The sequence below is a fragment of the Asanoa sp. NPDC049573 genome (assembly GCF_040676615.1).
Lineage (GTDB): Bacteria > Actinomycetota > Actinomycetes > Mycobacteriales > Micromonosporaceae > Asanoa.
On record NZ_JBFAPI010000004.1, the window covers coordinates 385,157 to 410,079 of the forward strand.

Annotated in this window: 32 protein-coding genes and 1 pseudogene; 20 read left to right on the forward strand and 13 right to left on the reverse strand. The window is 72.3% G+C overall.

Going from position 1 to position 24,923, the window contains the following annotated elements:
- Positions 1 to 5: 5 nt before the first annotated feature.
- The 6 genes from AB0J74_RS11860 (at position 6) to AB0J74_RS11885 (ending at position 2,950) form a co-directional block, all read left to right on the forward strand.
- On the forward strand, positions 6 to 455 hold the full coding sequence (locus AB0J74_RS11860) for a hypothetical protein (protein ID WP_363447341.1): 450 nt from the start codon (positions 6 to 8) through the stop codon (positions 453 to 455).
- Positions 452 to 676 carry a DUF2997 domain-containing protein gene (locus AB0J74_RS11865; protein ID WP_363447343.1) on the forward strand — a complete coding sequence of 75 codons (225 nt, stop codon included), beginning with the start codon at positions 452 to 454 and terminating at the stop codon, positions 674 to 676. Before AB0J74_RS11860 ends, AB0J74_RS11865 begins: the two co-directional genes overlap by 4 nt.
- Positions 660 to 1,349 (forward strand): helix-hairpin-helix domain-containing protein, encoded by a 690-nt coding sequence (locus tag AB0J74_RS11870; protein ID WP_363447345.1) that lies wholly within the window; start codon positions 660 to 662, stop codon positions 1,347 to 1,349. Before AB0J74_RS11865 ends, AB0J74_RS11870 begins: the two co-directional genes overlap by 17 nt.
- The gene (locus AB0J74_RS11875; protein WP_363447347.1) at positions 1,342 to 1,950 is read left to right on the forward strand and encodes a 4Fe-4S single cluster domain-containing protein; all 609 of its coding nucleotides are present in this window, start codon (positions 1,342 to 1,344) and stop codon (positions 1,948 to 1,950) included. Before AB0J74_RS11870 ends, AB0J74_RS11875 begins: the two co-directional genes overlap by 8 nt.
- Before the next feature lie 90 nt (positions 1,951 to 2,040).
- Entirely contained in the window at positions 2,041 to 2,661 is a 621-nt protein-coding gene (locus tag AB0J74_RS11880) for an SRPBCC family protein (RefSeq protein WP_363447349.1), read from the forward strand.
- A 40-nt stretch (positions 2,662 to 2,701) separates the two neighbouring features.
- The gene (locus AB0J74_RS11885; RefSeq protein ID WP_363447351.1) at positions 2,702 to 2,950 is read left to right on the forward strand and encodes a hypothetical protein; all 249 of its coding nucleotides are present in this window, start codon (positions 2,702 to 2,704) and stop codon (positions 2,948 to 2,950) included.
- Between the two features lie 108 nt (positions 2,951 to 3,058).
- Here the strand turns inward: AB0J74_RS11885 and AB0J74_RS11890 are convergent, their stop codons facing one another.
- A complete protein-coding gene (locus AB0J74_RS11890; RefSeq protein WP_363447353.1) occupies positions 3,059 to 3,865 on the reverse strand; it encodes a peptidoglycan recognition family protein in 807 nt (268 codons plus the stop codon).
- A 113-nt stretch (positions 3,866 to 3,978) separates the two neighbouring features.
- On the opposite strand from AB0J74_RS11890, the gene AB0J74_RS11895 reads away from it, so the two are divergent.
- From AB0J74_RS11895 to AB0J74_RS11930, 8 genes are all read left to right on the forward strand, one after another.
- Positions 3,979 to 5,004, forward strand: a complete 1,026-nt coding sequence (locus AB0J74_RS11895) for an aldo/keto reductase (RefSeq protein WP_363447356.1) — start codon at positions 3,979 to 3,981, stop codon at positions 5,002 to 5,004.
- An 18-nt stretch (positions 5,005 to 5,022) separates the two neighbouring features.
- Positions 5,023 to 5,481 (forward strand): nuclear transport factor 2 family protein, encoded by a 459-nt coding sequence (locus AB0J74_RS11900; protein WP_363447358.1) that lies wholly within the window; start codon positions 5,023 to 5,025, stop codon positions 5,479 to 5,481.
- A gap of 21 nt (positions 5,482 to 5,502) precedes the next feature.
- The gene (locus AB0J74_RS11905) at positions 5,503 to 5,883 is read left to right on the forward strand and encodes a VOC family protein (protein WP_363447361.1); all 381 of its coding nucleotides are present in this window, start codon (positions 5,503 to 5,505) and stop codon (positions 5,881 to 5,883) included.
- Positions 5,880 to 6,755: an AraC family transcriptional regulator gene (locus AB0J74_RS11910; protein WP_363447363.1), complete on the forward strand. Its 876-nt coding sequence runs from the start codon at positions 5,880 to 5,882 to the stop codon at positions 6,753 to 6,755. The genes AB0J74_RS11905 and AB0J74_RS11910 overlap by 4 nt, the downstream gene beginning before the upstream one ends.
- A gap of 72 nt (positions 6,756 to 6,827) precedes the next feature.
- Positions 6,828 to 7,910: an aldo/keto reductase gene (locus AB0J74_RS11915; protein ID WP_363447365.1), complete on the forward strand. Its 1,083-nt coding sequence runs from the start codon at positions 6,828 to 6,830 to the stop codon at positions 7,908 to 7,910.
- 105 nt (positions 7,911 to 8,015) lie between these two features.
- On the forward strand, positions 8,016 to 8,537 hold the full coding sequence (locus AB0J74_RS11920) for an FBP domain-containing protein (protein WP_363447366.1): 522 nt from the start codon (positions 8,016 to 8,018) through the stop codon (positions 8,535 to 8,537).
- Positions 8,538 to 8,599: 62 nt separating this feature from the next.
- A complete protein-coding gene (locus tag AB0J74_RS11925; protein WP_363447368.1) occupies positions 8,600 to 8,923 on the forward strand; it encodes a nuclear transport factor 2 family protein in 324 nt (107 codons plus the stop codon).
- A 622-nt stretch (positions 8,924 to 9,545) separates the two neighbouring features.
- Positions 9,546 to 10,274: an SDR family oxidoreductase gene (locus AB0J74_RS11930; RefSeq protein WP_363447370.1), complete on the forward strand. Its 729-nt coding sequence runs from the start codon at positions 9,546 to 9,548 to the stop codon at positions 10,272 to 10,274.
- Between the two features lie 4 nt (positions 10,275 to 10,278).
- On the opposite strand, the gene AB0J74_RS11935 is transcribed toward AB0J74_RS11930, so the two are convergent.
- Together AB0J74_RS11935 and AB0J74_RS11940 are read right to left on the reverse strand one after the other, a co-directional pair.
- Entirely contained in the window at positions 10,279 to 10,911 is a 633-nt protein-coding gene (locus AB0J74_RS11935; RefSeq protein WP_363447372.1) for a methyltransferase domain-containing protein, read from the reverse strand.
- Between the two features lie 21 nt (positions 10,912 to 10,932).
- A complete protein-coding gene (locus AB0J74_RS11940; RefSeq protein WP_363447375.1) occupies positions 10,933 to 11,568 on the reverse strand; it encodes a M23 family metallopeptidase in 636 nt (211 codons plus the stop codon).
- 272 nt (positions 11,569 to 11,840) lie between these two features.
- On the opposite strand from AB0J74_RS11940, the gene AB0J74_RS11945 reads away from it, so the two are divergent.
- Positions 11,841 to 12,206 (forward strand): ATP-binding cassette domain-containing protein, encoded by a 366-nt coding sequence (locus AB0J74_RS11945; RefSeq protein ID WP_363447377.1) that lies wholly within the window; start codon positions 11,841 to 11,843, stop codon positions 12,204 to 12,206.
- 266 nt (positions 12,207 to 12,472) lie between these two features.
- On the opposite strand, the gene AB0J74_RS11950 is transcribed toward AB0J74_RS11945, so the two are convergent.
- From AB0J74_RS11950 to AB0J74_RS11970, 5 genes and pseudogenes are all read right to left on the reverse strand, one after another.
- Entirely contained in the window at positions 12,473 to 13,927 is a 1,455-nt protein-coding gene (locus AB0J74_RS11950) for a metallophosphoesterase (RefSeq protein WP_363447379.1), read from the reverse strand.
- 80 nt (positions 13,928 to 14,007) lie between these two features.
- Positions 14,008 to 14,772, reverse strand: coding sequence for a hypothetical protein (locus AB0J74_RS11955; RefSeq protein ID WP_363447381.1), 765 nt, complete (start codon positions 14,770 to 14,772; stop codon positions 14,008 to 14,010).
- A 64-nt stretch (positions 14,773 to 14,836) separates the two neighbouring features.
- A complete protein-coding gene (gene katG / locus AB0J74_RS11960) occupies positions 14,837 to 16,984 on the reverse strand; it encodes a catalase/peroxidase HPI (protein WP_363447383.1) in 2,148 nt (715 codons plus the stop codon).
- Positions 16,985 to 17,024: 40 nt separating this feature from the next.
- A pseudogene (locus tag AB0J74_RS11965) lies at positions 17,025 to 17,138 on the reverse strand (transcriptional repressor); the annotation flags it as partial.
- Between the two features lie 111 nt (positions 17,139 to 17,249).
- The gene (locus AB0J74_RS11970; protein ID WP_363447385.1) at positions 17,250 to 17,684 is read right to left on the reverse strand and encodes a MerR family transcriptional regulator; all 435 of its coding nucleotides are present in this window, start codon (positions 17,682 to 17,684) and stop codon (positions 17,250 to 17,252) included.
- Between the two features lie 24 nt (positions 17,685 to 17,708).
- On the opposite strand from AB0J74_RS11970, the gene AB0J74_RS11975 reads away from it, so the two are divergent.
- Entirely contained in the window at positions 17,709 to 19,145 is a 1,437-nt protein-coding gene (locus AB0J74_RS11975) for an MFS transporter (protein ID WP_363447387.1), read from the forward strand.
- Here AB0J74_RS11975 and AB0J74_RS11980 read toward each other — a convergent pair.
- Entirely contained in the window at positions 19,142 to 19,411 is a 270-nt protein-coding gene (locus AB0J74_RS11980; RefSeq protein ID WP_363447389.1) for a DUF1905 domain-containing protein, read from the reverse strand. The two genes, AB0J74_RS11975 and AB0J74_RS11980, sit on opposite strands and share 4 nt — an antisense overlap.
- Before the next feature lie 14 nt (positions 19,412 to 19,425).
- Positions 19,426 to 19,854, reverse strand: coding sequence for a nitroreductase/quinone reductase family protein (locus AB0J74_RS11985; protein ID WP_363447391.1), 429 nt, complete (start codon positions 19,852 to 19,854; stop codon positions 19,426 to 19,428).
- Between the two features lie 250 nt (positions 19,855 to 20,104).
- Between AB0J74_RS11985 and AB0J74_RS11990 the strand changes: the two genes are divergently transcribed.
- Together AB0J74_RS11990 and AB0J74_RS11995 are read left to right on the forward strand one after the other, a co-directional pair.
- Positions 20,105 to 20,488: a protein kinase gene (locus tag AB0J74_RS11990; RefSeq protein WP_363447394.1), complete on the forward strand. Its 384-nt coding sequence runs from the start codon at positions 20,105 to 20,107 to the stop codon at positions 20,486 to 20,488.
- A gap of 28 nt (positions 20,489 to 20,516) precedes the next feature.
- Positions 20,517 to 20,945 (forward strand): ATP-binding protein, encoded by a 429-nt coding sequence (locus tag AB0J74_RS11995; RefSeq protein ID WP_363447396.1) that lies wholly within the window; start codon positions 20,517 to 20,519, stop codon positions 20,943 to 20,945.
- Positions 20,946 to 20,952: 7 nt separating this feature from the next.
- Here the strand turns inward: AB0J74_RS11995 and AB0J74_RS12000 are convergent, their stop codons facing one another.
- Genes AB0J74_RS12000 through AB0J74_RS12010 form a run of 3 tightly spaced genes read right to left on the reverse strand, consistent with a single transcriptional unit; the run spans position 20,953 to position 23,295 of the window.
- Positions 20,953 to 21,417, reverse strand: coding sequence for an SRPBCC family protein (locus AB0J74_RS12000; protein ID WP_363447398.1), 465 nt, complete (start codon positions 21,415 to 21,417; stop codon positions 20,953 to 20,955).
- Positions 21,418 to 21,475: 58 nt separating this feature from the next.
- Positions 21,476 to 22,123: a response regulator transcription factor gene (locus AB0J74_RS12005; protein ID WP_363447400.1), complete on the reverse strand. Its 648-nt coding sequence runs from the start codon at positions 22,121 to 22,123 to the stop codon at positions 21,476 to 21,478.
- Positions 22,111 to 23,295 (reverse strand): sensor domain-containing protein, encoded by a 1,185-nt coding sequence (locus tag AB0J74_RS12010; RefSeq protein WP_363447402.1) that lies wholly within the window; start codon positions 23,293 to 23,295, stop codon positions 22,111 to 22,113. Before AB0J74_RS12010 ends, AB0J74_RS12005 begins: the two co-directional genes overlap by 13 nt.
- 177 nt (positions 23,296 to 23,472) lie before the next feature.
- Between AB0J74_RS12010 and AB0J74_RS12015 the strand changes: the two genes are divergently transcribed.
- Positions 23,473 to 24,231, forward strand: a complete 759-nt coding sequence (locus AB0J74_RS12015) for an ABC transporter ATP-binding protein (protein WP_363447405.1) — start codon at positions 23,473 to 23,475, stop codon at positions 24,229 to 24,231.
- A complete protein-coding gene (locus tag AB0J74_RS12020) occupies positions 24,218 to 24,910 on the forward strand; it encodes an ABC transporter ATP-binding protein (protein WP_363447407.1) in 693 nt (230 codons plus the stop codon). Before AB0J74_RS12015 ends, AB0J74_RS12020 begins: the two co-directional genes overlap by 14 nt.
- Positions 24,911 to 24,923: the final 13 nt, after the last annotated feature.

A 24,923-nucleotide genomic window follows, 5' to 3' on the forward strand; every position in this document is an offset into this window, starting at 1 on the left:
GTGCGATGAGCGTCTCGCTGATCCTGATCCCGGCCGCCCTGGCGGTGGCCGCGGCCATCCAGGCCGGCGCGGTCGACACCGGCGGCACGGTGTGCACCGTGTCGACGCGGATGCGTGACAGCACGCTGCTGGCCGCCGCCCTCCGGGAGACCGGCGCGGTGGTCGAGACCGACACCGACCGGGTCGTCGCGGTCTGGCAGGGCGTCACCGCCCGGTTCACCCGCGACGCCGAGGGCATCTGGGCGGCACACTTCAGCGGCGACGTCGACGAAGCGCGCGCGGTGGCCATCGTCGGCCGGCTCGACACCGCCTACGGGCGGCAGGTGCAGGCGGCGGTCCTCGAACGGCTACGCGACCGCGCGCCCGCGGCCGGGCTGCGGCTCGAGTCCGAGACGGTCACCGACGACGCCGCCGTCCGGCTGGTCTTCGCCGTCGAGCAGCGGGGCCGGGCATGACCACGCGTCCGAGGATCACGGTCGTGGTGGCCGCCGACGGCACCGTCACCGCCGAGACCGGGGGCGTCACCGGGCCCGGCTGCCTCGACTACATTGCCGTGCTCGAAGACCTGCTCGACGCCACGACGGTGTCCAGTGCCTACACCGCCGACTTCGGCCGCGCGACGGTTGCCCAGCCGATCGAAGCCCGCGACGTGGTGCCCGATGTCGAACGACCCTAAGCCGAAGGTGGCGCGATCGCCGGAGCCCGCACCCCGCGGCTTCGGTTGGCGGCTGCTGCACAGCCTCTGGCTCCTCCTGCCGATCGTGGGCTTCGGCTGCCTGGGTGCGCTGCCGTTCGTCTACCTCGGGATCCGGATGCGACGCCGGTCGCTTCGGATCGCCGGGTTCACCTACCTGGTGATCAGCGCGGCCAGCTTCGTGACCGTCGGTTCGGTCGACGAGACGACCGCGCTCAGCGACTGGGCGGTCGGCGTCTTCCTGGTGACGTGGCTGGTGTCGATCGTGCACGCGTTCACCGTCAACGTGAGCTGGCTGCGCTTCGAGGCCGGCGTGCGCCCCCATCACGGCGTCCGGCTCGCGCCCCCGCCCGGGTACGACGACCTTCACCGGCCGCCGAGCAGCGCCGCCACGCTCGACGTCAACTCGGCCACGGCTGAGCAGTTCGCCACCCTGCCGTTCTTCGACCGGGCCCGTGCCGAGGCGGCGGTCACCCAGCGGGCCCGCGCCGGCGGCTTCACCGATGTCTACGCCTTCAGCGACGCCCTGGGCCTGCAGCCACACGAGTACGTGAAGATCTTCCCGTTGGTCGTCGCCACCCCGCGCGCATCCGCACCGCCGCCCCGGCCGGCACCGGAGCAGGGCGGCCACTCCGGACGCATCGTCGATGTCTGAGCCGGCCGTCAGCGTCGCGCGCTACCTGGCGACCACCACGGCGGAAGGACCGGGCTTACGCACCGCCATCTGGGTGCAGGGCTGTTCGATCCGGTGCGCCGGCTGCTTCAACCCGCACCTCTTCCCGACCGAGGGCGGCGTCCGCTGGTCGCCGGCCGATCTCGCGGCGCGCGTCCTGGCCGAGCCGTCGACCGGTCTCACGCTGCTCGGCGGTGAGCCGTTCGAGCAAGCCGAAGCGCTCGCCGAGGTGGCCCGCCAGGTCCGCGCCGGCGGCCGCTCGGTGCTCACCTTCTCCGGCTTCACGCACGCCGCCCTGCGCCGCGCGGCCGCCGCCGGCCGGCCCGGCGTAGCCGGCCTGCTCGCCGCGACCGACCTGCTGATCGCCGGCCCGTTCCGGCGCGACCGCCTCGACCACGAGCGGCCCTGGGTCGGCTCGACCAACCAGGAGTTCGTCGTCCTCGACGACCGCTTCCCCGACCTGGCCGACTGGCGGCCCGGCGCCCTCGACCGCGTCCAGGTCGACGTCGACCGGGCCGGCACCGTGTCGGTCAACGGTTGGCTCGACACCGACCGCCTCGACGCGCTGCTGGCCGATCTCTGAATTAACCCTGGACTTATATAAGCCACAGCTGTCAGACTGTCGCACGGCACCGGCGGGCACCCTGCCCGCCACCGACGGAAAGGACAGCCGATGATCGACATCGCCCAGCACCTCGCGGCGATCCACCGCGCGGTCGGCACGGGGCCGGCCGAGGGCGGCGGCGAGGAGGTCAGCGTGGTGCTCCGCCGTGGCTACGCCGCGCCGATCGCCGACGTCTGGGATGCGCTGACCGACCCCGACCGGGTCAAGCGGTGGTTCTACCCGCTCAGCGGCGACCTGCGCGCCGGCGGCACCTTCCAGCTCCACGGCAACGCCGGCGGCGAGATCCGCACCTGCGAGCCGCCCCGGTTGCTCACCGTGACCTTCGGCGGCCCGACCAGCGTGGTCGAGGTGCACCTCTCCCCCGCCGCCGACGACGCCACCGAGCTGCGGCTGACCCACACCGTGCCGATCGAGATGGCCCGCAGCGAGGCCGGCGCGCTGTTCGTCGGGCCGGGCTGGGACGGCGCGCTGCTCGGGCTCGCGCTCTTCCTGCAGGGTGAGGTCGTCGACGACCCGATCGCCGCGGCCAACTCGCCGGAGGTGCGCGAGTTCTCCCGTGGCTCGATCGACGCCTGGGTGGCGGTGGTCGAGGCGTCCGGCACCGCGCCCGCCGACGAGATCGTCGCGGGTCGCGCGATGGCCGAGGCGCAGTTCACGCCCGCGCAATGACCGGCCCGGGCCGCCGTCGCGGTCGCCGGTCGGTCATGACGTGACCGTGACGGCGCCGGTCTGTGCCACGTGCGGACGGACCAACCGCCTGCACATCTCGGTCCGCACCGTCGAAAATCACGTCTCCTCGCCGCTCCCCGAATACGCACCCGCAGGCCCGCGCCGCGCTGGCCGACCGGCAGCAGCCGGCGCGGCCGGGCGTGGTGGCCCGGCTGCCCGCGCCGGCTTCGCGGGCCGGTCCGTCGAACGCGACCCGGTGCTCGCCGGCCGGGCCGACGCCGCCTGCTGACCGTCGTCGGCCCCGGCGGCGTCGGCAAGACCGGCTGGCCAGCGTGGTCGCGGACGCCGCCCGGACCGGCCGGCGGCGCCTTCGTCGTCCTGGTGCGGACCCGGCCGGTCAGTGGCCGTTGATCCGCTTCGCGATCGCCTCGGCGAGGTCGTCGATGTCGATCTGCGGGCGGGCGGCCAGCTCGGCGACCTTGCGTTCGAGCGCCTGCCGGGCAACCTTGGCCTTGTTGGGCTCGGTCGCGTTCTGGCCGTTGGCCTTGCGGTAGGTGATCTCGTCGAGATCCTGGTAGACGCCCAGCGCGCGGAAGTTGGCACTGGTGAGGGCGTCCCGGTCGGCGTCGCTGAACATGTCGTCCTCCTCGGTGTTTCCGTCGACCGCGGCCTGGACGACCGCGATCAGGTGATCCCACGGGAAGTTCGGCCCGGGGTCAGTGTGCGTCGTGCCGCCGAACGCGCGGCGCATGTCGTCGTGGCCGTAGAAGGCCTTGATCTGGGGGTTGGCGCGCAGTTCGGCGACCGACGCCCGGCGCACCGAGAAGCCCGCGTAGTCCGGGTCGGTGCGGATGACGAACGCCAGCGTGCTGGCCAGCTTGTCCCAGGCGACCGAGTCGAGCCAACGCTGCCGGCTGAACGAGTTCAGCCCGGTGATCTCGACCGCGATCGAGTTCTGGTTGCCTTCCGTCGACCCGGCGTGCCCGGCCCGGGCGTCCGTGTCGAGCGACTGCACGACCGAGTCCTTGTCGCAGTAGAAGTGCGCGCTGATCCCGTCGGTGCGCCTGGTAGCGAAGTCCGCCTCGTCCTGCGCCGAGGCGAGATTCGCGTTCGAGGTGTTGTGGATGGCGATGCCGAAATGCTTGCCATCGGCATCGTTGAAACTGTTGCGTCCCTGCACGAACGGGACTCCCGGAACGCGCATCGCCGCTCCTTCCCACGATGGACGGTGCCGTTCTGCAGGTCCGGAGCGGGTGCGTCGGGGGGAAATACCAAGATCGCGAGATTTGCACCCGGAGGTGGCGATACGGTCGGCGGATGGTGTACGTCCCGGCAGCGGACCGGTATGACTCCATGCCCTACCGGCACAGCGGCCGCAGTGGGCTCCGGCTCCCGGCGATCTCGCTCGGCCTGTGGCAGAACTTCGGCGAGAACCGCCCGCTGGAGACCCACCGGGCGATCGTGCGGCGCGCCTTCGACCGCGGCGTCACCAGCCTCGACGTGGCCAACAACTACGGACCGCCGCGCGGCACCGCCGAGCAGGCGCTGGGCCGGATCCTGGCCACCGACCTGCGCGCTTACCGCGACGAACTGGTGATCGCCACGAAGGCGGGTTACGACATGTGGCCCGGCCCCTACGGCGTGGACGGCTCGCGCAAGCATCTGCTCGCCAGCCTCGACCAGAGCCTGCGCCGGCTGGGCCTCGACTACGTCGACATCTTCTACTCGCACCGCTTCGATCCCGGCAGTCCGGTCGACGAGACGATGCGCGCGCTGGACACCGCCGTACGCCAGGGCAAGGCGCTCTACGTCGGCATCTCCTCCTACTCGGCCGCGCACACCGCGGAGGCGGCCCGGTTCGCGCGGGAGTTGGGCACGCCGTTGCTCGTACACCAGGCGAGCTATTCGATGTTCAACCGCTGGATCGAGCGTGACCTGCTCGGCGTGCTCGACCGCGAGGGGATGGGTTGCATCGCGTTCTCGCCGCTGGCCCAGGGGATGCTGACCGACCACTACCTGCACGGCGTGCCGACCGCCTCGCGCGCGGCCCGGCACGGCTCGCTGCCGGTGGAGTGGCTGACCGACGAGAACCTGGCCAAGGTACGCGCACTGCGCGACATCGCCGCCCGTCGCGGCCAGACCCTCCCCCAACTCGCGGTCGCGTGGACGCGCCGTGACCGGCGGATCACCTCCACGCTGCTCGGCGCCAGCAGCGTCGGCCAACTCGACGACACGCTCGGCGCGCTCGACAACACCAGCTTCGACGAAGCCGAACTGGCCGAGATCGAACGCTACGCCACCGACTCGGGCATCAACATGTGGGCAGCCTCGAGTGAGGCCTGACCACTCGAAGGGAACGCCATGACCGACCGACCGCCATTGCCACCGTTCGACCACGCCGGCGCGACCGCCAAGGTGCAGGCCGCGGAGGACGCCTGGAACACCCGCGATCCGGAGCGCGTCTCACTCGCGTACACAGTGGACTCGGTGTGGCGCAACCGCGACGAGTTCCTGGTCGGTCGCCCGGCGATCGTCGAGTTCCTGACCGGCAAATGGGAACGCGAACTGGACTACGCGCTGCGCAAGAACCTGTGGTCGTTCACCGCCGACCGGATCGCCGTGCGTTTCCAGTACGAGTCGCACGACGCCAGCGGTCAGTGGTGGCGAAGCTACGGCAACGAACTGTGGGAGTTCGACGAGCACGGCCTGATGCGCCGGCGCGAGGCGAGCATCAACGACGTGCGGATCGACGAGTCGCAGCGGCGCATCCACGGCCCGCGCCCGAAGGGCACCCACGAACCCGACCTGCCGACCGAGTGAGCCTGGTCTAGGTTGGCGGGCATGATCGGACGGTTGCACCATGCGATCCTCGACTGCCCCGACCCGTTGGCGCTCGCGCGGTTCTACAGCGAGCTGCTCGGCCTGCCCATCACGTACCGTGATGATGATTTCGTGGTCGTCTCGACCTCCGACCGGGCCTCCGGGCTGGCTTTCCAGCGCGCACCGGACCATCGCCCGCCGACCTGGCCCGACCCGGCCGTGCCGCAGCAGATCCACTTCGACGTGATGGTCGACGACCGGGCCACCGCCGGCGCCGCCGTCCTCGCGCTGGGCGCGACCAAGCTCGCCGGCGAGGGCGTCTACGCCGACCCGGCCGGGCATCCGTTCTGCCTCATCCCCCTCCCCGGCTGGGCCGACCCGGTGGGTGCGCGCATCGGATGATGGACGAGTTCCGCGCCCTGCTCGCACGGCACGCCCGGCCCGACTTCAGCACCGCCATCGACGGCGTGCTCATCTCGTCGGTCGACCGGCCGCTGCCGCCGTCCCCCTCGATGTCGGGCACGGTGCTCGCGGTCATCGCGCAGGGAGCGAAACGACTGGCCCTCGGCGACCGGGTGTACGAGTACCGCGCCGGCCAGTACCTCGTCGCCTCGGTCGACCTGCCGGTCACCGGCCACTTCACCGAGGCCAGCCGGGAGCGGCCGGCGCTCGGCTTCGGCCTGACACTGCGCCCGGAGGCCGTGGCCGCCCTGCTCCTCGAGGCCGGTTCGCTCGGCGGTGGCACGGCCGCGGCGCCCGCGGGCATCTCCGTCAGCGACGCGCCGGCGGAGTTGCTCGACGCGGTGATCCGGCTGCTGCGCCTACTCGACCAGCCGCGCGACCGGGCGGTGCTGGCGCCGATGGTGATCCGCGAGATCCTGTGGCGGCTGATCACCGGGCCGCAAGGCGACGTCGTGCGCCAACTCGGCGTGGCCGACAGCAGCCTGCGGCACATCACCCGCGCGGTGGGCTGGATCCGCGAACACTACGCGCAGCCGTTCCGGGTCGAAGACGTCGCGCGACTCGCCGGCATGAGCGTGTCGGCGTTCCACCGCAACTTCCAGGCGGTGACCGCGATGAGCCCGATCCAGTTCCAGAAGCAGATCCGGTTGCAGGAGGCGCGGCTGCTGCTGGCCACCAGGTCGACCGACATCGCCGGGGTCGGGCTGCGGGTCGGCTATGACAGCCCGTCGCAGTTCAGCCGGGAGTACCGTCGCCAGTTCGGCGCGCCGCCCAGCGCGGACGCGGCCCGCCTGCGGCCGGTGCTTCCCTAGTTCGGCAGGATCGTGCAAGGCCTCGCGCGAATCCGTCTACCCCGCCCGGGAGGGCCGGCGTTCGATGGGGTCATGGCACTTGACCAGTATGTGACCCTCGGCCGATCCGGCCTCCGCGTCAGCCCGTTCGCGCTCGGCGCGATGACCTTCGGCGACGATCCCGGCGGCGCCGGCTGTGGCGTCGAGGAGTCCGAGAAGATCCTGGCCACCTACCTTGAGCGCGGCGGCAACTTCGTCGACACCGCCAACTTCTACACCAACGGCCACTCCGAGAAGATCCTCGGCGACTACTTCGCCGCCCGCCCGGGCCTGCGCGACCGCGTGGTGCTGGCCTCGAAGTTCTTCGGCAACATGCATCCGGGCGACCCCAACGGCGGCGGCGCCGGCCGTGGATCGATCATCGCCCAACTCGACGAGAGCCTGCGCCGCCTGCGGACCGACCACCTCGACGTCTACTGGCTCCACAACTGGGACCGGCACACGCCGATCGAGGAGACCCTGCGCACGCTGGACGACCTCGTCCGCGCGGGCAAGATCCGGTATGTCGGCTTCTCCAACACGCCGGCATGGCTGACCGCGCAGGCCCAGACGACGGCGCTGCTCAAGGGTTGGACCCCGCTGATCGCCCTGCAGGTGGAGTATTCGCTGCTGGCCCGCACGGTGGAGGGCGAGTTGGCGCCGCTGGCGCTCGACCAGGGCATGGCACTGGTCCCGTGGAGTCCCCTGAAGAACGGCTTCCTGTCGGGCAAGTACCGGCGCGGCGGTGAGGTCACGGACTCCGCCCGCACCGCGTTCGTCGGCGGGCCGACCGAGGCGGAGTACGAGGTCATCGAGGCCGTCGCCAAGGTCGCCGCCTCGCTCGGGACCACCGCCGCGGCGGTGTCGCTGGCCTGGCTGCGCGCCCGGCCCGGCACGGTGGTGCCGATCGTCGGCGCGCGGCGGGTGGCACACCTGGAGAGCAACCTGGCGGGCCTTGCGGTCTCGCTGACCGCCGAACAGGTCCGCACCCTCGACGAAATCTCCGCGCCCACGCTGAACTACCCGGCCCCGATGCACGGCGCACAGCGCGCGATGCTCCAGTTCGCCGGCACCACCGTCGACGGCGAGGCCTCCGAGGTGTACCCACCTCTGGTGCAGAGCAGCGTCCGGTACTGAGGGGCTTGATCGCGACGCGGACCAGCGGCCGGGCGTCTTCGCGATCAAGCTACCGGCGCTAAAAGCGGATGACCACGGCCGAGGTCGTCGGTTAGCTTCGGCGGCATGGACCCACTCGACGAGGAAACCATCCGCGGTTCCTTCGTGAACTGCAGCAAGGGCGAAGCCGGCCGCATCCGCCTCCCCGCGGGCTTCGCCGACGGTGGCGTGCCCTGGGCCGACCTCGACTTCCTCGGCTGGACCGACCCGGGCGCGCCGCTGCGGGCGCTCCTGGTCGTCCCCGGCGAGCAGGGCCCGACGGGCATCGTCCTGCGCCGCCCGGAGTCGCGCCGCACGAGCGCGCTGCGGTCGAGCATGTGCAGCGCCTGCCTGACCGACCATGCCGCGTCCGGGGTGGCGCTCTTCGTCGCGCCGCTGGCCGGCCCGGAGGGCCGCAAGGGCAACACCGTCGGCGAATACCTGTGTGCCGACCTGGCCTGCTCGCTCTATCTGCGCGGCAAGCGACAGCCCAAGATGCGCCTCGTGCGCCGGGAGGAGACGCTCACCCTGGAGGAGCGGATCGAGCGCACGATGACCAAGATCGGCGCCTTCATCAACCGCGTCGCCGCGCCGGCCCCGCTCGGCTGACCCACGGGCCCGGCCGGTTAGCATGAAATGATCGAATGGCCCGATTCCGGCAGGAGCAGCCGATGCCCGAGCAGCCGCCGGCCCCCATCGGGGCCATGATCGCGGCGACCAACGCCGCCGACTCGGCCGCCTTCGTCGCGACCTTCACCGACGACGCCTACGTCCGCGACGGCAGCCGCGAGTTCACCGGCCACGAGGGAGTCCGCGACTGGGACCGCACCGACAACATCGGCGTCGGCATGCACTTCGACCTCGTGTCCGTCGAACCGGCCGGCGACGACGCCTACGTGGTCACCATCCGCGCCCGGAGCAACCGCTTCAACGGCACCGGCCCGATGCGAATCACGCTGCGCGACAACCTGATCGCCCGCCTCGAGATCGGCTGACCGGGCGCGCCGCTCATCGCGACGCGCCGGCAGGGGACGGTTCAGCCCACCTCGGCCAAGGCGATCTTCTTGCGACCGTCGTCAGCCGAGACCCAGGGGTGCCAACCTCGGGACCCAAGCTGGTCGCCACGTAGCCACCGGCGACGCGCGGCACGTGCGAGCACGTCGTCATCCCCGCCGCCGGCGGGGGAATCCGCCTCGCGCAGGCCGGCTACACCCAGCCGAAACCGCTCATCCCTTGTCGGGCAAGCCGGCCTCCGAGACCGGCCCGGCCCGGTGTCGCGTCGCTACCGGTGGTGGTCCGGGTCATCCCGTTGCCGAAGGAGATGAGCGCGCTGCCGTCGGCCAGGCCGAAGCTGCCGCCGTCGCCGCCGGCCGACGGTCCGAGGTCGAAGTCGTGGCCGTCGTCCCAGGTCCGGCCGCCGTCGCCGCCGGCCGACGGTCCGAGGTCGAAGTCGTGGCCGTCGTCCCAGGTCCGGCCGCCGTCGTCGCTGCGGTAGATCCGCTTGGCGTCCGAACCGGTGCGAAGTCAGTGTGGTGCGCCGGTCAACGGGCGGTGCGCAGAGCGTCCGCCCGTGGTGAGCCCGCCGCCCAGGGGCCTGGATTCCGGATAAAATGGCGCATGCCGACACCAGCATTGGCCGGACAGACCGTGGTCCTCATCGGGGGCAGCGCCGGCATCGGCCTGGAGACCGGCCGGCTCGCCCGGGCCGAGGGCGCCGACGTGATCCTCACGGGCCGCAGCCAGGAACGCCTCGACGACGCCGCGCGCGACATCGACGCACCGCGCACGGCTGCGTTCGACGCCACCGACCCGGCCGCGCTGGCCGGCTTCTTCCGGGACCTGCCCGGGCCGATCGACCACGTGCTGATCACTGCTGGCGGTCCGCGCTACGGCCCGCTGCTGGAGATGGACCCGGCCGAGGCGGGCCTCGCCGTCGGCGACCACATCGTGCTCGCGCTCGACGTCGCCCGCAACGCCGCCGGGCGGATGCGGCCCGGCGGCACCCTGATCGTCATGGGCGGCACCGGGGGCCGGAAGATCGGGCGCGGCCTGGGCATCGCCTCGGCCGCCACCGCCGCGCTGCCGCCATTCATCGCCGCGCTGGCCCTCGAACTCGCGCCGCTGCGGGCCAACCTGATCGCCGCCGGCTTCGTCGACACGCCGCTGTCGGCCATGCTGCTCGGCGACGGCCTCGAAGCCCGCCGCGCCGAACTGCGCGACGCCCTCCCGATCCGCCGCGTCGTGACACCGCAGGACGTCGCCGCGCTCGCCGTGCACATCATGACCAACACCGCCCTGACGGGTGCGACGTACGACATCGACGGCGGTCAGCAGTTCGTCCAATGAGGACTCAGCGGGCGAACAGGATGCCCGACTCCTCGTCGACGCCGGGCAGCCGCTCGTCGGTCACGGTGAAGCCCGCCCCGCGCAACCGGTCGGCGACCTGGTCGGGCCGGCGGCGGTGCACGTACACCTTCATGGGGTGTCCGCCGTAGCCCTCGGTCTTCAGCCGCGACCCGGTGCCGACGTGGAAACCGACCAGCAGCGGGCCGCCGGGCCGCAGCACGCGCCGGAACTCGGCGAACACCGTGGGCAGCGCGCCGTCCGGGACGTGGACGAGCGACCAGAACGCCAGCAGGCCGGTCACCGACGAGTCGGCAACGTCGAGGGCGGTCATCGAACCGACCGTGAACGTCAGGTGCGGATGGTCGCGCCGGGCCACGTCGACCATTCCGGGCGACAGGTCGACGCCGGACGCGTCGACGCCGAGCGCGTGCAGGTGGGCGGTCACGTGGCCGGGCCCGCAGCCGACGTCGAGCACCGGCCCGCCACCGGCCGCGCGGACCAGGCCGGCGAAGTGCGCCAGCGCCGCCAGCACGTCGGGCGCACCGGCCAGCGAGTCGCGGATCCACTCGGCGTAGCTGACCGCCACGGTGTCGTAGGAGTTCCGGGTGTCGGCCAGCCAGTCGTCGTCCGCGCTCACGACCGGACACCGTAGCGGAGATCAGCCCGGCTCGACGACCTCCGCCTCGCCCGGGACGCCGCGCTCGATCACACCCCGCCCGGCCACCCGGTAGCGGAACTCCATGGGCAGTCCGCGCGCGGCGAACGGGTCGGACCCGTCCATCGCCTGGATGTGCAGGTGCGGCTGGGTCGAGTTGCCGGAGTTGCCGCAATCCCCCACCTGCTGGCCGGCCACCACCGGCGAACCCACCCGGACCCGGACCGAGCCGGCCCGCAGGTGGGCGAGCACGACGTAGCCGCCCGCGACCGCGAGAATCACGTGGTTGCCGGCGATCGCGGCCGCGCCGCCCCGGGCCCGCAAAGCCTGGGTCAACGCGTAGCCCGCCAGGGTCAACGGCGACCGGCGGGCCTCGTGGTCGGGCTCGCCGTCGTGCACCGCCACCACGGTGCCCGCGGCGGGCGCGAGGATCGGCAGGCCGAACGCGAAGAACCGGTCCGGCGGCTCGGTCGCCAGCAGCGTGCGCCAGTCGCGGGTGGGCGCCGTGCGCCCTTCGCGAACGGCGATGAAATCCATCGCGTACGTCGTCGCGAACAGGTGCGTGCCGTGGCTGGGCACCCGCCGCGCGGGGCTGTTGCGCACCCGCCAGGTGCCACGGAACGGCAGGGCGAGGAGCATCAGCCCGGGCTAGGTCCCCGCCGCCACCGCCGTGCCCAGGCCGGGCAGCACGCGGCCGGTGACCAGTCGCGGCGCTCCCGCCGCTGGTCGGTGCATTCCTGAGGCTGCTGCACGATGTCGTCGCCGACCTCGACGGCGGGCCTTGAGCCGGAACAGACTCGGTCGTCAAATGGCTCGACAGCGCCGACGGGCGGCTCAAGCGGGCCGCGTTCGACCCGCCCGCCACGCCGCGGGCGACACCGCAGATCCGACGCCGGACGGGGGATACGCCGATGAGTGTGCTGGAGCTACGGGCGGTCTCGAAGACCTATCGGGACGGTGCCGACGAGGTGCACGCACAGTCCGACGTCGGCCTCGCGGTCGAGGCCGCTCGGATGGTGGCGGTGATGGGGCCGAGCGGCTCGGGGAAGAGCACGCTGCTGACCATCGCCGGCGCGCTCGAGTCGGCGAGCGCCGGCGAGGTGCTGGTGGCCGGGCAGGCACTGGCGACGATGTCGCGCGACGAGCGGGCCCGGCTGCGCCGGCGCTCGATCGGCTACGTGTTCCAGGACTTCAACCTGCTGCCCTGGCTGACCGCCGCGGAGAACGTCGCGATGCCGCTCGAGCTCGACGGGATGTCGGCGGGCAGGGCCCGCTGACCGCGACCGGCGCGGCACCCGCCGGGCGCTCACCGCCGCGACCGCCGGTTCGCTGGCGCTGCTCGGCGCGCTGATCGGGGCCGCCGGCGCCTACCTGGCGCTGCTGGCCTGGTATCACCGCGAGGCGCACTGGCTGACCCACGTGCCGGTCGTGGACCTCGCGGCGATCCTGGTCGGGTTGCCGGTGGCCGCCTACGCCGGCGGCTGGCTGCTGGCAGGCAGGGAGCCGGCCACGCTGGGCCGCCAGCCGCTCGACTGAGTCGCGGTCAGGTGCAGTTCGGGAACTCGGCGCCGACCAGGCTGCAGTTGGTGCCGGGCACCCGCTGGCCGGTCCGGTCGAAATAGCGCAGGTTCCAGGTCGGGCCGGTGACGTCGCGCAACACCGCGTAGCCGAACTCGGAATGCGTGATGAGCTGCCCGACCGGTTGGCCGTCGACGTTCTTGCCGATCAGGTTGGCGTCGGTCCAGGTCTTCTGATCGAGTTTGGTGCCGGACGAACCCACGGTGATCTGCGGAGGCCGGTGCGGCGCGACGAGGCTGCCGAAGTCGAGCATCTGGTAGAGGTGGACGTGGCCGGACAGCACGAGCCTGATCCGGGAGCTCAGCATATGGGCGGTGGTCGCGGTCACGGCCGCCGCGAGCCGCTGGTCGAGCCACTCCGGATTGCCGCCGGGGGTCACGTTCTCGATGGTCCAAATAGGATCGTGCGTGAGCAGGAAGTCGTCGCCCGGGCCGGCGAGCGTGTTGTTGATCTGGTTGAACTGCGTCGTGGCCACGGACTGCACCATGGCCGTGCCGCAGGTCTGGTTCGCACCGTCGGAGGCGCACGAGGTGTCCATCACCAGCAGCCCGAGGCTGCCCGCCTCGACGCGGACCGGCGGGCTGAAATTCTGGCAAGCCGAGACGCTCGGCTCGTTGGCCTGGTAGCGGAACCACACCGCGCCGTTGCGGTCGCACGTCTCGTGGTTGCCGCGGACGAACACGAAGGGCGCGGCGGCGATCAGCGACTGCGCCGGCTCGAAGAGGTCGGCGACCAGACAGCCCCAGGTGCGCTCGTTCGTGCTCTGGTCGCCGCAGTAGCGGGTGGGCTCGTCGCCAGGCCGGGAGCGGTAGATGTAGTCGCCGGTGTGGATGACCAGGTCGGGCGTGTCCGGCCGTTTCGCGGCACTGCTCGCGACCTCCGGGAACGGCCAACTCTGCACGTGGTCGCACACCTGATGGGTGCCGCCCGAGGGGATCCGGCAGCCGGTGTCACCGATCACGGCGATGTTCTCCGGCCGCTTGCCCGATCCCCAGGTCGGCAACGGCACGACGCCGCTGTTGTGCGGACGGATGCGCACCTGGCTGGTCTTCCGGTCGATCTGCGCCTTGGTGGCGTTCAGCGGCACCCGCCAGGTGCAGACGGTGGCGTCCGTTGGGTACTGGCTGACCACGCTTTCCGCCACCATGTGGTGGCGTTCGCGCCCGGCCGGCGTGGTGATCTCGATGAACGGGCAGGTGGCGTCGGGCGTGACCAGCCTGGCCTGGGTGACCTGCCCGGGGTGCGCGGGGTCGGCGACGAGCTGGGTCCACGCCCAGGCCTCGCGCGGCGCCACGCCGCCCGGATTGCCGTAGCCGTCGCCCTCCACACTGGACCGGCCAGCGCTGGCGCCGGCCGCGACGGCGGCCACCACCACCAGACCGGCGGCGATCGCCAGCCGCACCACATTGCGACGCTTCACATTCATCTCCCGAGCGGGCCGCCCTGATCCCTTCAGGACAACGGCCGGGCCTGGCGCAAGATATGCCTGTTTAGTCCGATTTATGCCAGCGTTGCCGTCAGCAGGACCGGGCTCGCGACGCCATTGCGGGCGCACAGGTCGGCGAGGAAGGCGCCCAACCAGCCGATCGCGTCCGGCGACCACTCCGCGAGGGTCCCGTCGAAGGTCGTCCGGTGCGCGGGCGGGCCGTTCCAGAGCCGGTCGTCGAAGGGCGGCCCGATCAACGGATCATGATTGACCAACGAGTACGCGTCGCACGCGAACACGCTCTGGTCGAAGCTGTTGATCTCGTGATACAGCCGGGGCGCCGCCCCGGGAACGGTTGCCGCCTGCCCGCTGTCCAGGGTCACCCGCACCGGCGCCCGGGACGCCGGGTCGGCGGCGGCGAACCAACCCGCGGCGCCCAGCGCGGGCGGGAAGGCAGCCTCGGCCCGCAGCGCCTCGACCGGCAGCAGCACCTGCGCCGCCCGCAGCCGCAGGCGCCCGATCCGCTCGGTGGCGTCGCCGGCACACCGAAGAAACGGCTGCACCGGCAGCGGGCCGTCATCGGGCAGCGGCTCGACGCCGACCTGGAACCAGGCGGCCAGCGGGGGTTCGGAAGCGGCGAGCGGGTGCTGCTCCCCCGCATCGTTCATGCCCCACCGGGCGAGCCAGCCCATCGCCACCGACCGGTGGTGGAAGAGGAAGTACGCGTCGAGGTCCGGGTCCCGCCACGGATGCGGCGTCAACTCGCCGTACAGCGCGGCGAACATGGTGCCCGCCGGGCGGCGTACACCTGGCGCAAGGCCGGGTCTGGCTTCTGTCACCCACACAGCAAAGCACCGTGCGGGCCGGCTCGGCGCCGGCCCGCACGGTGCGTGCGCTCAATCCTCAGGCGACGTCGTAACGGTCCAGGTTCATGACCTTGACCCACGCCGCGACGAAGTCGCGGACGAACTTCTCCTTGGCGTCGTCGGCGGCGTAGACCTCGACCAGCGCGCGGAGCACCGAGTTGGAGCCGAAGACCAGGTCGGCCCGCGTGCCGGTCCATTTCAGCTCCCCGGTCGCGGCGTCGCGGCCCTCGAAGGTCTCCTCGTCTTCCGAGGCCGACTTCCAGACCGTGCCGACGTCGACCAGGTTGACGAAGAAGTCGTTGGTCAGCGCCTCCTGCTGCACGGTGAACACGCCGTGCGGCGCCTGCCCGGTGTTGGCGCCCAGCACCCGCAGGCCGCCGACCAGCACGGTCGTCTCGGGCGCGGTCAGCGTCAGCAGTTGGGCCCGGTCGATCAGCAACTGCTCGGTCGGCCGGGTCTGGCCCTTGCCGAGGTAGTTGCGGAACCCGTCGGCCGTCGGCTCGAGCACGGCGAACGACTCGATGTCGGTCTGCTCCTGAGACGCGTCGGTGCGGCCCGGCGTGAACGGCACCTCGACGGTGACGCCCGCGTTCTGCGCGGCCCGCTCGATCGCCGCGGAGCCGGCGAGCACGATCAGGTCGGCCAGCGACACCTGCTTGCCGGTCGCGTTGAACCGCTCCTGGATCGCCTCCAGCGTGAGCAGCACCTTCGCGAGCTGTGCCGGGTCGTTGACCTCCCACTCGCGCTGCGGTGCCAGCCGGATCCGGGCACCGTTGGCGCCGCCGCGCTTGTCGGTGCCGCGGAACGTCGACGCCGAGGCCCACGCCGTCGAGACCAACTCGGCCACCGACAGCCCCGAGGTGAGCACGGCGTCCTTGAGCGCGGCGACATCGGCCGCGCCGATCAATTCATGGGTCACCGGGGGTACGCGGTCCTGCCAGATCTGCGGCTCGGCCGGCACCAGCGGGCCGAGGTAGCGGGCGATCGGGCCCATGTCGCGATGGGTGAGCTTGAACCAGGCCTTGGCGAACGCGTCGGCGAACTCCTGCGGGTTCTCGTGGAACCGGCGCGAGATCTGCTCGTAGTTCGGGTCGACCCGCAGCGCGAGGTCGGTGGTGAGCATCATCGGCGCGTGCCGCTTGGTCGTGTCGTACGCGTCCGGCACCAGATCGCCGGCGGCCGCGTCGGTCGGCGTCCACTGGGTCGCACCGGCCGGGCTCTTCGTCTGCTGCCACTCGAAGCTGAACAGCATGTCGAAGAAGGTGTTGTCCCAGGTCAACGGCGTCGGCGTCCAGGCGCCCTCGAGTCCGCTGGTGATCGTGTCGGCGCCCTTGCCGGTGCCGTGCGCGTTCTTCCAGCCCAGCCCCAGCTGCTCGATCGGCGCGCCCTCCGGGTCGGCGCCGACCTTCTCGGCCGGCCCGTTGCCGTGTGCCTTGCCGAACGTGTGGCCGCCGGCGATCAGCGCCACCGTCTCCTCGTCGTTCATCCCCATCCGGCCGAACGTGTCGCGGATGTCGCGGGCGGCGGCCAGGGCGTCCGGGTTGCCGTTGGGCCCCTCCGGGTTGACGTAGATCAGGCCCATCTGGACGGCCGCGAGCGGGTTGCGCAGCTCGCGGTCGCCGCTGTAGCGGTCGTCACCCAGCCAGGTGTCCTCGGTACCCCAGTTGACCTCCTCGGGCTCCCAGACGTCCTCGCGGCCGCCGGCGTACCCGAAGGTCGTGAAGCCCATCGACTCGAGCGCGCAGTTGCCGGCCAGCACGAGCAGGTCGGCCCAGGAGAGGCTCTTGCCGTACTTCTTCTTGACCGGCCAGAGCAGCCGGCGCGCCTTGTCGAGGTTGCCGTTGTCGGGCCAGCTGTTGAGCGGCGCGAACCGCTGCTCGCCGGAGCCGGCGCCGCCGCGCCCGTCCTGGATCCGGTAGGTGCCGGCGCTGTGCCAGGCCATCCGGATGAACAGCGGGCCGTAGTGGCCGTAGTCGGCCGGCCACCAGTCCTGCGACGTGGTCATGACGGTGTTGATGTCGGCCTTGACGGCGTCGAGGTCGAGCGTGTTGAACGCCTCGGCGTAGTTGAACCCGTCGCCCATGGGGTCGCCGGCCCGGGGGTTCTGGTGCAGCACCGTCACGTCGAGCTGGTTGGGCCACCAGTCCCGGTTGGACCGGGCCCGGACGGTGTTGTCGCTTGCCACGTTGCTGTTCTCCTTGCTTGGCAGGTGCGTTGGTTGGACGTCAGGCACAGGCCGGGCACAGACCCCGGTAGACGATCTCCGCCTCGTCGATGGCGTAGCCGTGGTCGTCGGACGCGGGCAGGCAGGGCGCGTCGCCGGCGACACAGTCGATGTTCGGCCTCGAACGTCGCGCGCACCGTGAGAGTGTGGACCACTTTTCTGGAACGAGTCAAGAAAGCGCGGGCGGGCGTGTCGTACGCGACTCCGCCCGACGCGGCCGTGCCGGTCAGCTCGCCCGGGGCGCCCAGAGCCGATCGGCATCGCCGGCGGCCAGGCGGCCCCGGTAGACGTCGATCTTGTGGTCGATGGCTTTCAGGTTTTCGGTCAGTTCGGCGATGCGGGCGACCACCTCGGCGCGGTGCGCCGTCATCAGGGCCAGGCGTTCCTGCTCGTTGCCGTGGCCGGCGCAGACCAACTCGGCGTAGCGGCGGATCACCCTGATCGGCATGCCGGTGGCCCGTAGCTTCGTGCAGACCTTGATCCAGTCGAGGTCGATCTGGCGGTAGCGGCGCCGGCCGCCGGCCGTCCGGTCGACCGTCGTGACGACCAGGCCGGCGCGTTCGTAGTAACGCAGCGTGTGCGCGCTGACCCCGGTGCGGTGGGCGGCCTCGGCGATGCTCAGGCCGGCCGCGGGGATCGGGCGCGGGTTGACTTCGAGCACGCTCTAAATCCTAGCGTCGACGTTGTGAGTGTTTCGACCCTGGACAAGACCGCCGCCGCCGGCCCGCGCCCGCGCCGCCGGTGGCTGGTGCTCGCCATCTGCTGCACCAGCATCGTCGTCGTCGTGATGGACATCTCCATCGTCAACGTCGCGTTGCCGGCGATCCGCGACGACCTGCACGCCTCGGTCTCCGGTCTGCAATGGACGATCGACGCGTACACCCTGGTGCTGGCCAGTTTTCTGCTCCTGGCCGGATCGACCGCGGACCGCGTCGGGCGGCGGCGGGTCTTCCAGATCGGCCTGGCCGCCTTCGGGCTCGGCTCGCTGCTGTGCGGCCTGGCGCCGAACATCGGCGCGTTGATCGCGGCCCGCGCGGTGCAGGCCGTCGGCGGCACGATGCTCAACCCGGTGGCGATGGCGATCGTCGCCACCACGTTCCCGGACCGGGCCGAGCGGGCCCGCGCGATCGGCGTCTTCGGCGGCATGTCGGGTGTCTCGCTGGCGCTGGGCCCGATCCTCGGCGGTGCGCTGGTCGACGGGTTCGGCTGGCGGGCCATCTTCTGGGTCAACGTGCCGATCGTGGCCGTCGCCATCGTGGCCGCCGCGCTCTTCGTGCCGGAGTCGCGGGCCGACCGGGCGCGCCGCTTCGACCCCGTCGGGCAGGTCCTGGTGATGGTGGTGCTGGGCTGCGTCGTCTACCCGATCATCGAGTCCGAGCGGTGGGGCTGGGCCTCGCCGGTGGTCCTCGGGCCGCTCGCCGTCGCGGCGCTGGGTGTGCTGGCCATCCTGTGGTACGAGCCGCGCCGCACCGACCCGCTCCTCGAACTGCGCCTGTTCCGCAGCCTCCCGTTCAGCTCGGCGATCCTGATGGCGGTCTTCGCTCTCTGCGGCTTCAGCGCGTTCCTGTTCGTGACCACGCTCTACCTGCAGAACATCCGCGGCCTGTCGGCCCTGGCGGCCGGGCTGTGCCTGCTGCCGGTCGGCCTGCTGATCGTGCTCCTCGCGCCGGTGGCCGGCCGGGTGGTCGGTAACCGCGGGCCGCGCCTGCCGCTGGTGGTGGCCGGCGTCGCACTGGCGCTCGGCGGCGCCACCTCGCTCACCCTGGGCCCGACCACGGCCCTGCCGACTGTGCTGGCCACCTTCGCGCTGTTCGGCGTGGCCAACGGCACCGTCAACCCGCCGGTCACCAACTCGGCGGTGGCCGGCATGCCGCCCGGAATGGCCGGGCTGGCCGCCTCGGTCGCCTCGGCCGGCCGCCAGACCGGCATCACGCTGGGCGTCGCGATCGCCGGCACCATCGTCGGCTCCGCCTCGACCGGTGCGGCCTTCACCACCGCCGAACGCGGCGTCTGGTGGGTGGTGGTCGTTCTCGGCATCGGCATCGTCGCGCTCGGCCTGCTCGGCACCAGGCGGCGCCGGCCGACGTCCTCGCCCGTCGCGGGCCGCGCCGACCCGGCCTAGACGCGCTCCGCCAGGACGACCGTGACGGTGGCGCCGGCCTCCTTGCCGATGGCCTTGCGGACCTCGGCCTTGACCGGGAGCTTGTGGGTGCCGTCGCCCAGGGCCATGAACGAACTCTGGAACGGGTGCCCGTCGATCGTGCCGCGCACCTTCACCAGGCCGCGGGTGCCGAAGAACGCGACCGACCGGGGCCAGACGACGTAGGTGTGGCCGCCCTTGGCCGGGCTCTTCACCAGCGTCGCCGTGAACTGTTCGTCGAGCACCATGGCTGCTCCCGTGATCACAGTGGATCGAGGTCGACGCGGACGGTCAGCGGGTCGGCATCACTGACCGCGGACGTGCTGACACAGAGGCGGCGCGCGAGGCCGCCCCGCGCGATCGCGCGCTGGCGCGCGTGCGGGTCGTCGGCCTCGACGATACGCGCGGTGCCGGCCCGCCAGGCCGCGCCGCGCCCGCCCTCCACCTTGACCCGCACCCGCGGCTCGGCCATCACGTTGCGCACCCAGTCGGCCGCGCGACCGCGCTGCGACACCAGCCAGAAGACGTCGCCGTCGAGGCCGTCGCACACCGGCGTGCGGCGCGGCCGCCCGGTGCGGCGGCCGGTGGTCTCCAGCAGGGCGTCGCCCGGGATCGGGAGCCGGGCACGCCAGGCCAGCCGGACCACGGGGTTGACCAGGCGTTGCTGCAGCAAGACGGACAAACTCCGCACAACGCCAACGCTACTCCGGCCCAGACCCGGACCCCACCGTGGCTGGCCGACACCGACCGCTGGCAGGACGGGCTGCGCGAGGCCCGGGCCGCCTCCCGGCTGCGCCACGGCTCGACATCGTGCGCCCGGACCGACCCTGGATCGTCGTGGAGTACGTGCCGGCGAAGACGCTGCACGAGGTCGTCGCCGAACGCGGGCCGTTATCGGGCTGGAGATCCTCACCGCCCTCGACACCGCGCACCGCGCCGGCGTGATCCACCGCGACGTCAAGCCGCAGAACGTGTTGCTGGCCGACGACGGCCGGGTGGTGCTCACCGACTTCGGGCTGGCGGTGGTCGCCGACGGCGGGGTGAGGTTCCGGACCAGGTCCTTCGTCGCGCCGGAGACCGCCCGGCACGGCGTTTCCAGCGTGGAAGGCGACCTGTGGTCGCTCGGCGCGACGCCCTACACGCTCGTCGAGGGCGTGTCGCCCGACCACCGGCCGACGGTCGTCGCGACGCTGACCGCGCTCGCGGCCGGCCCGACGACGCCGCCCGGTCGCGCGACCAGCGGCTGTTCCGGCTGGCGGTCAGCGGCAACCGCGACAACACCTGACCAAGGTGAGGTCTATGTGCCGCCCCGCTGGGGTATGTAACTGCCCGACGCGGATATGAGGTGAGCCGGTGATCGACGACCAAGGGCCGGATCACGCACGTCCGCTGGCCGCCGACTTCTCCGCCGGCACGGTGTCTGGGCTGCGCAAGGCCGTCACCGCCCACCTGCACGCCCAGGGCCTGCTCGGCGACGAGATCGACGATTTCGTGACCGCGGTCAACGAGCTCGCCATCAACGCCGTCGAGCACGGCGGCGGCGCCGGTCATCTCGATCTCGAGGTCGAGCGGACCACGCTCACGTGCCACGTGACCGACCACGGGGGCGCCGCCACCGCGCCCCGGGTGCGCAAGCCCGACCCGCACGTCCCCGGTGGGCGCGGCCTGTGGCTGGCTGCCGCCCTCACCGACTCGCTGGACCTCAGCGCGCATGGCGACGGGCTCACCGCGACCGTCACCATCCGGTTACCCAAGGTGTGGCCGGACCGAGATCCACCCTGAAGGGGTCTCAGCCGACCTCGGTCACCGTCTTCAGACGGGCGAGGCCCTTCTCGAAGTCAGGGCCGATCATCGCGTCCATCGACCTGACCATCGACATCATCCGGGTCATCACCGTCTTGGTGCCGACCATCGTCCAGGTCACCTGGGCACCCTCGCCGGCCGGCAGCACCGCGAAGCGGATCTCGCTGCGCGACCTGAACGGCTTCTCGAAGGCCAGATCGATCTTGACGTCGGACGGCTCGGCCGCCTCGACGATCTCCATCCGGCCCTTGCCCGCCTTGCTGTTGCCCGACCACGCGTAGGCGGCGCCGGGCCCGGACTCGGCACCGGAATAGTCGCGCACCATGTCGGGGTCCATGTCTTCCCACGGCGACCACTGTGTCCAGTGGTGGAAATCCGCGATCTTCTCGTAGATCCGGGCCGGTGGCGCGGCGATGTCGATCGACCGCGAGACGGTATACGTATCGGTCACGGCCCGTCAGCGTACGCCGGTCCGAGCGTCCATGGTGGTCACTCGCGAGGGGTCGTCCCTACGGCGATTCGAGGTAGTTGAGCACGGCCAGCACCCGGCGGTTGTCGTCGCCGTCGGGCAACAGGCCGAGCTTGCCGAAGATGTTGTTGATGTGTTTGTTGACCGCCTTCTCGGTGACCCCGAGCCGGTGCGCGATGCCGGCGTTGGCCCGGCCCTCGGCCATCAGCCGCAGCACCTCGCGCTCGCGCGGGGTGAGCCGGGCGATCGACTCCTCGCGCCCGCGCCGGCCGAGCAGGTCGGCGACCACGTCCGGGTCGAGCACCGTGCCGCCGCCGGCGACGATCCGGACCGCCTCGACGAACCGGGCCACGTCGGCCACCCGGTCCTTGAGCAGATAGCCGAGGCCGCCCCGGCCGTCCGAGAGCAACTCGCGGGCGTAGAGCACCTCGACGTGCTGGGAGAGCACCAGGATCGGGAATCCGGGTCGCCGGGCCCGGGCCTGGGTGGCCACCCGCAGGCCCTCGTCGGTGAAGCTGGGCGGCATCCGCACGTCCACGATCGCGACGTCGGCCTCCGCGTCGGCGATCGCCTCGCGGAGTTCGGGGGCGGTGCCGACCGCGGCGACGACGGTCTCGCCGTAGGCGGTCAGTATCCGGGCCAGGCCGTCGCGGAGCAGCGTCTGGTCTTCGCCGATCACGACCCGCACGGCACCTCCATCGTCAACACCGTCGGGCCGCCCCGGGGGCTGGCCACGACGAGCCGGCCGTCGAACGTGCCGAGCCGGCGGCGCACCCCGGCCAGCCCGCCGGCCGAGGGCGCGTCGGCGCCACCCGTGCCGTCGTCCCCGACCTCCACGACCACCCGTCCGGCCGGCGCGCGGACCGTGACCCAGGCGCGCCCGGCGCCGCTGTGCTTGGCCACGTTGGCCAGCGCCTCGGCGACGGCGAAGTAGAGCGCGGCCTCGATCGGCGCGGCGGCGCGTACGCCCGCGTCGGCGTCGACCGTGGTCGGCACCGGCAGCACCACGGCGAGCGCCCGGACGGCCTCCACCAGCCCGCGCTCGGCCAGCACGGGCGGGTGGATGCCGCGGACCAGGCGGCGCAGGTCGGCCAGCGCCTGGCCGCTGGTGTCGCGGGCCTCGGCCAGCAGCGCCTCGGCCTTGGCCGGGTCGCTGCGGACGAGTTGCTCGGCCAGGCCGATGGTCATCCCGAGCGCGGCGATGCGGGCCTGGGCGCCGTCGTGCAGGTCTTTCTCGATCCGGCGCAGTTCGGCGGCGCTGGCGTCGAGGGCGTCGGCCCGGGTCACCTCCAGCCGGTCGACCCGCTCCTCCAGGTCGCGCCGGGCCGGGCTGAGCAGGGTGCCGCTGAACAGGGCATGCAACTCGAGGATGGCCGGCGCGAAGATCACCAGCGTGGCCAGGGTGACCAGCCCGATCCCGACGGCGACCCGCCAGAACTCGCCCTCGGCGCCGCCGGCGACCGCGACCGGGGCGATCACCAGGCCGAGCGCCGACCACGCGGTCAGCGCGACCGGCACCACCCCGAGTGCCGTGCCGATCGGGATGTTGAGCACGAGCCAGAGCAGGTCACGCCAGGTCGCCGCCTGCCACAGCGGGCGCAGGCCGTGGACCGGGCCGTGGTAGGGCCGGTCGACCCGGACGCCGGACCAGGCCCGCCCGCGCTCGCGCTGCTCGTCGGCGAACCGGCGGACGGCGGCCAGGGCGCGCGGCACCAGGAACAGCCCGACGCCGAGCGGCACCAGCGCGATCGAGATCACCGTGGCCACGAGAAGGGGCAGCCCGACGAGCGAGCGCAGCGCGAGCAGCAGCCCGCGCAACCCCGTCTCGCGCGCCGCGCGGATCCGCTCTTCCCAGTCCATCACGACCCATTGTCCCGCCCCGCGGCGCGCGCTGTCGGTAGGGGAAACCCCACCACCAGGGGCCCATCGATCCGGCTCGTTTTATGTGGCCCATCGACATATCGACGCGAACGCATCCCTCGTACGTTTCCGGAATGCGTCGCCGGGGTGTGACGAAAACGACAGCGGGAGGCGCGAATGGCGGAGCCGATGCTCTCCGCCCACACGTTGACCCGCGACTTCCGTGGGTTCCGGGCGGTCGACGGGGTCGACCTGGCGGTCGCGGCCGGCACCGTGCACGCGCTGGTCGGCCCGAACGGCGCCGGCAAGACGACGCTGTTCAACCTGCTCACCGGCTTCCTTAAACCGACATCCGGGCGGATCGAGGTGGCCGGCCGGGACATCACCGGGCTGCCGCCGGAGCGGATCGCCGGCCTCGGTGTGGCCCGCTCGTTCCAGATCACCAGCCTGTTCCCCCAGTTGTCGGCCCGCGAACACGTCGAACTGGCCCTGCAGGGCCGGGGCCGCCTCGGCTGGCAGTTCTGGCGGTCGGCCAAGCTGCTCGGGCGCTACCGCGACCGCGCCGACGAGTTGCTGGCCATGGTCGGCCTGGAAGAACTGGCCGAGGTGCCCTCCGACGCTCTCCCGTACGGCCGGAAAAGAGCTCTTGAACTGGCCCTCGCGCTGGCCCTCGAGCCCGACGTGCTGTTGCTCGACGAGCCGACCGCCGGCATGGGCCTGGAAGACGTCGACCGCACCGTCGACCTGATCGGCCGGGTCCGCGCGGGCCGCACCGTCGTGCTGGTCGAACACAACATGAGCGTGGTCGGCCGGCTCGCCGACCGGGTCACCGTGCTCCAGGCCGGCCGGGTGCTCGCCGAGGGGCCCTACGACGAGGTCCGCGCGGACCCGCGGGTGATCACCGCCTACCTGGGAGCGGCCGATGTTGCGGGTTGACGGGCTGCGCGCCTGGTACGGCGAGGCGACGGTGCTGCGTGACGTCGCGCTGACCGTCGCGCCCGGCGAGGTCGTCACGCTGGTCGGCCGCAACGGGGCCGGGAAGTCGACGTTGCTGCGCTGCGTGATGGGACTGCACGCCGGCCAGCGCGGCGCCGTGACGCTCGACGGCCGCGACCTCGGGCCGCTGCCGGCCCATCGCCGGGCCCGGCTCGGGCTCGGCTGGGTGCCCGACGACCGCGGCGCGTACGCCTCGCTCACCGTCACCGAGCACCTCACCCTGCCGCCGACGGTCGGCCCGGACCCGTGGCCCCTCGAGCGGGTCTACGAGGCCTTCCCGGTGCTGCGCGAGCGCCGGGCCGCGGCCGCCACCCAGCTCTCCGGCGGCGAGCAGCAGATGCTCGCCCTGGCCCGGGTGCTCCGGATGGGAGCCCGGGTGCTGCTCTGCGACGAACCGACCGAGGGGCTCTCGCCGCTGCTGGTCACCCAGGTCGCCGAGATCCTGCGGCAGGTGCGGGCCCAGGGCACCGCGGTGCTGCTGGTCGAGCAGAACCTGCGTTTCGCCACCGGCGTCGCCGACCGCCACCACCTGCTCGCCGAGGGCCGGGTGGTCGAGACGCTCCGCAACGACGAGGTCCGGGAGCGCGAAGGCGAACTGCTCACGTACCTCGGAATCTGAATCCCTTGGAGGC

Coding starts and splice junctions, on each gene's coding strand:
- AB0J74_RS11860 (WP_363447341.1), top strand. CDS start 6: ATGAGCGTCTCGCTGATCCTGATCCCGGCCGCCCTGGCGGTGGCCGCG.
- AB0J74_RS11865 (WP_363447343.1), top strand. CDS start 452: ATGACCACGCGTCCGAGGATCACGGTCGTGGTGGCCGCCGACGGCACC.
- AB0J74_RS11870 (WP_363447345.1), top strand. CDS start 660: ATGTCGAACGACCCTAAGCCGAAGGTGGCGCGATCGCCGGAGCCCGCA.
- AB0J74_RS11875 (WP_363447347.1), top strand. CDS start 1,342: ATGTCTGAGCCGGCCGTCAGCGTCGCGCGCTACCTGGCGACCACCACG.
- AB0J74_RS11880 (WP_363447349.1), top strand. CDS start 2,041: ATGATCGACATCGCCCAGCACCTCGCGGCGATCCACCGCGCGGTCGGC.
- AB0J74_RS11890 (WP_363447353.1), bottom strand. CDS start 3,865: ATGCGCGTTCCGGGAGTCCCGTTCGTGCAGGGACGCAACAGTTTCAAC.
- AB0J74_RS11895 (WP_363447356.1), top strand. CDS start 3,979: ATGGTGTACGTCCCGGCAGCGGACCGGTATGACTCCATGCCCTACCGG.
- AB0J74_RS11900 (WP_363447358.1), top strand. CDS start 5,023: ATGACCGACCGACCGCCATTGCCACCGTTCGACCACGCCGGCGCGACC.
- AB0J74_RS11905 (WP_363447361.1), top strand. CDS start 5,503: ATGATCGGACGGTTGCACCATGCGATCCTCGACTGCCCCGACCCGTTG.
- AB0J74_RS11910 (WP_363447363.1), top strand. CDS start 5,880: ATGATGGACGAGTTCCGCGCCCTGCTCGCACGGCACGCCCGGCCCGAC.
- AB0J74_RS11915 (WP_363447365.1), top strand. CDS start 6,828: ATGGCACTTGACCAGTATGTGACCCTCGGCCGATCCGGCCTCCGCGTC.
- AB0J74_RS11920 (WP_363447366.1), top strand. CDS start 8,016: ATGGACCCACTCGACGAGGAAACCATCCGCGGTTCCTTCGTGAACTGC.
- AB0J74_RS11925 (WP_363447368.1), top strand. CDS start 8,600: ATGCCCGAGCAGCCGCCGGCCCCCATCGGGGCCATGATCGCGGCGACC.
- AB0J74_RS11930 (WP_363447370.1), top strand. CDS start 9,546: ATGCCGACACCAGCATTGGCCGGACAGACCGTGGTCCTCATCGGGGGC.
- AB0J74_RS11940 (WP_363447375.1), bottom strand. CDS start 11,568: ATGCTCCTCGCCCTGCCGTTCCGTGGCACCTGGCGGGTGCGCAACAGC.
- AB0J74_RS11945 (WP_363447377.1), top strand. CDS start 11,841: ATGAGTGTGCTGGAGCTACGGGCGGTCTCGAAGACCTATCGGGACGGT.
- AB0J74_RS11980 (WP_363447389.1), bottom strand. CDS start 19,411: ATGGTGCTCGACGAACAGTTCACGGCGACGCTGGTGAAGAGCCCGGCC.
- AB0J74_RS12010 (WP_363447402.1), bottom strand. CDS start 23,295: ATGGACTGGGAAGAGCGGATCCGCGCGGCGCGCGAGACGGGGTTGCGC.
- AB0J74_RS12015 (WP_363447405.1), top strand. CDS start 23,473: ATGGCGGAGCCGATGCTCTCCGCCCACACGTTGACCCGCGACTTCCGT.
- AB0J74_RS12020 (WP_363447407.1), top strand. CDS start 24,218: ATGTTGCGGGTTGACGGGCTGCGCGCCTGGTACGGCGAGGCGACGGTG.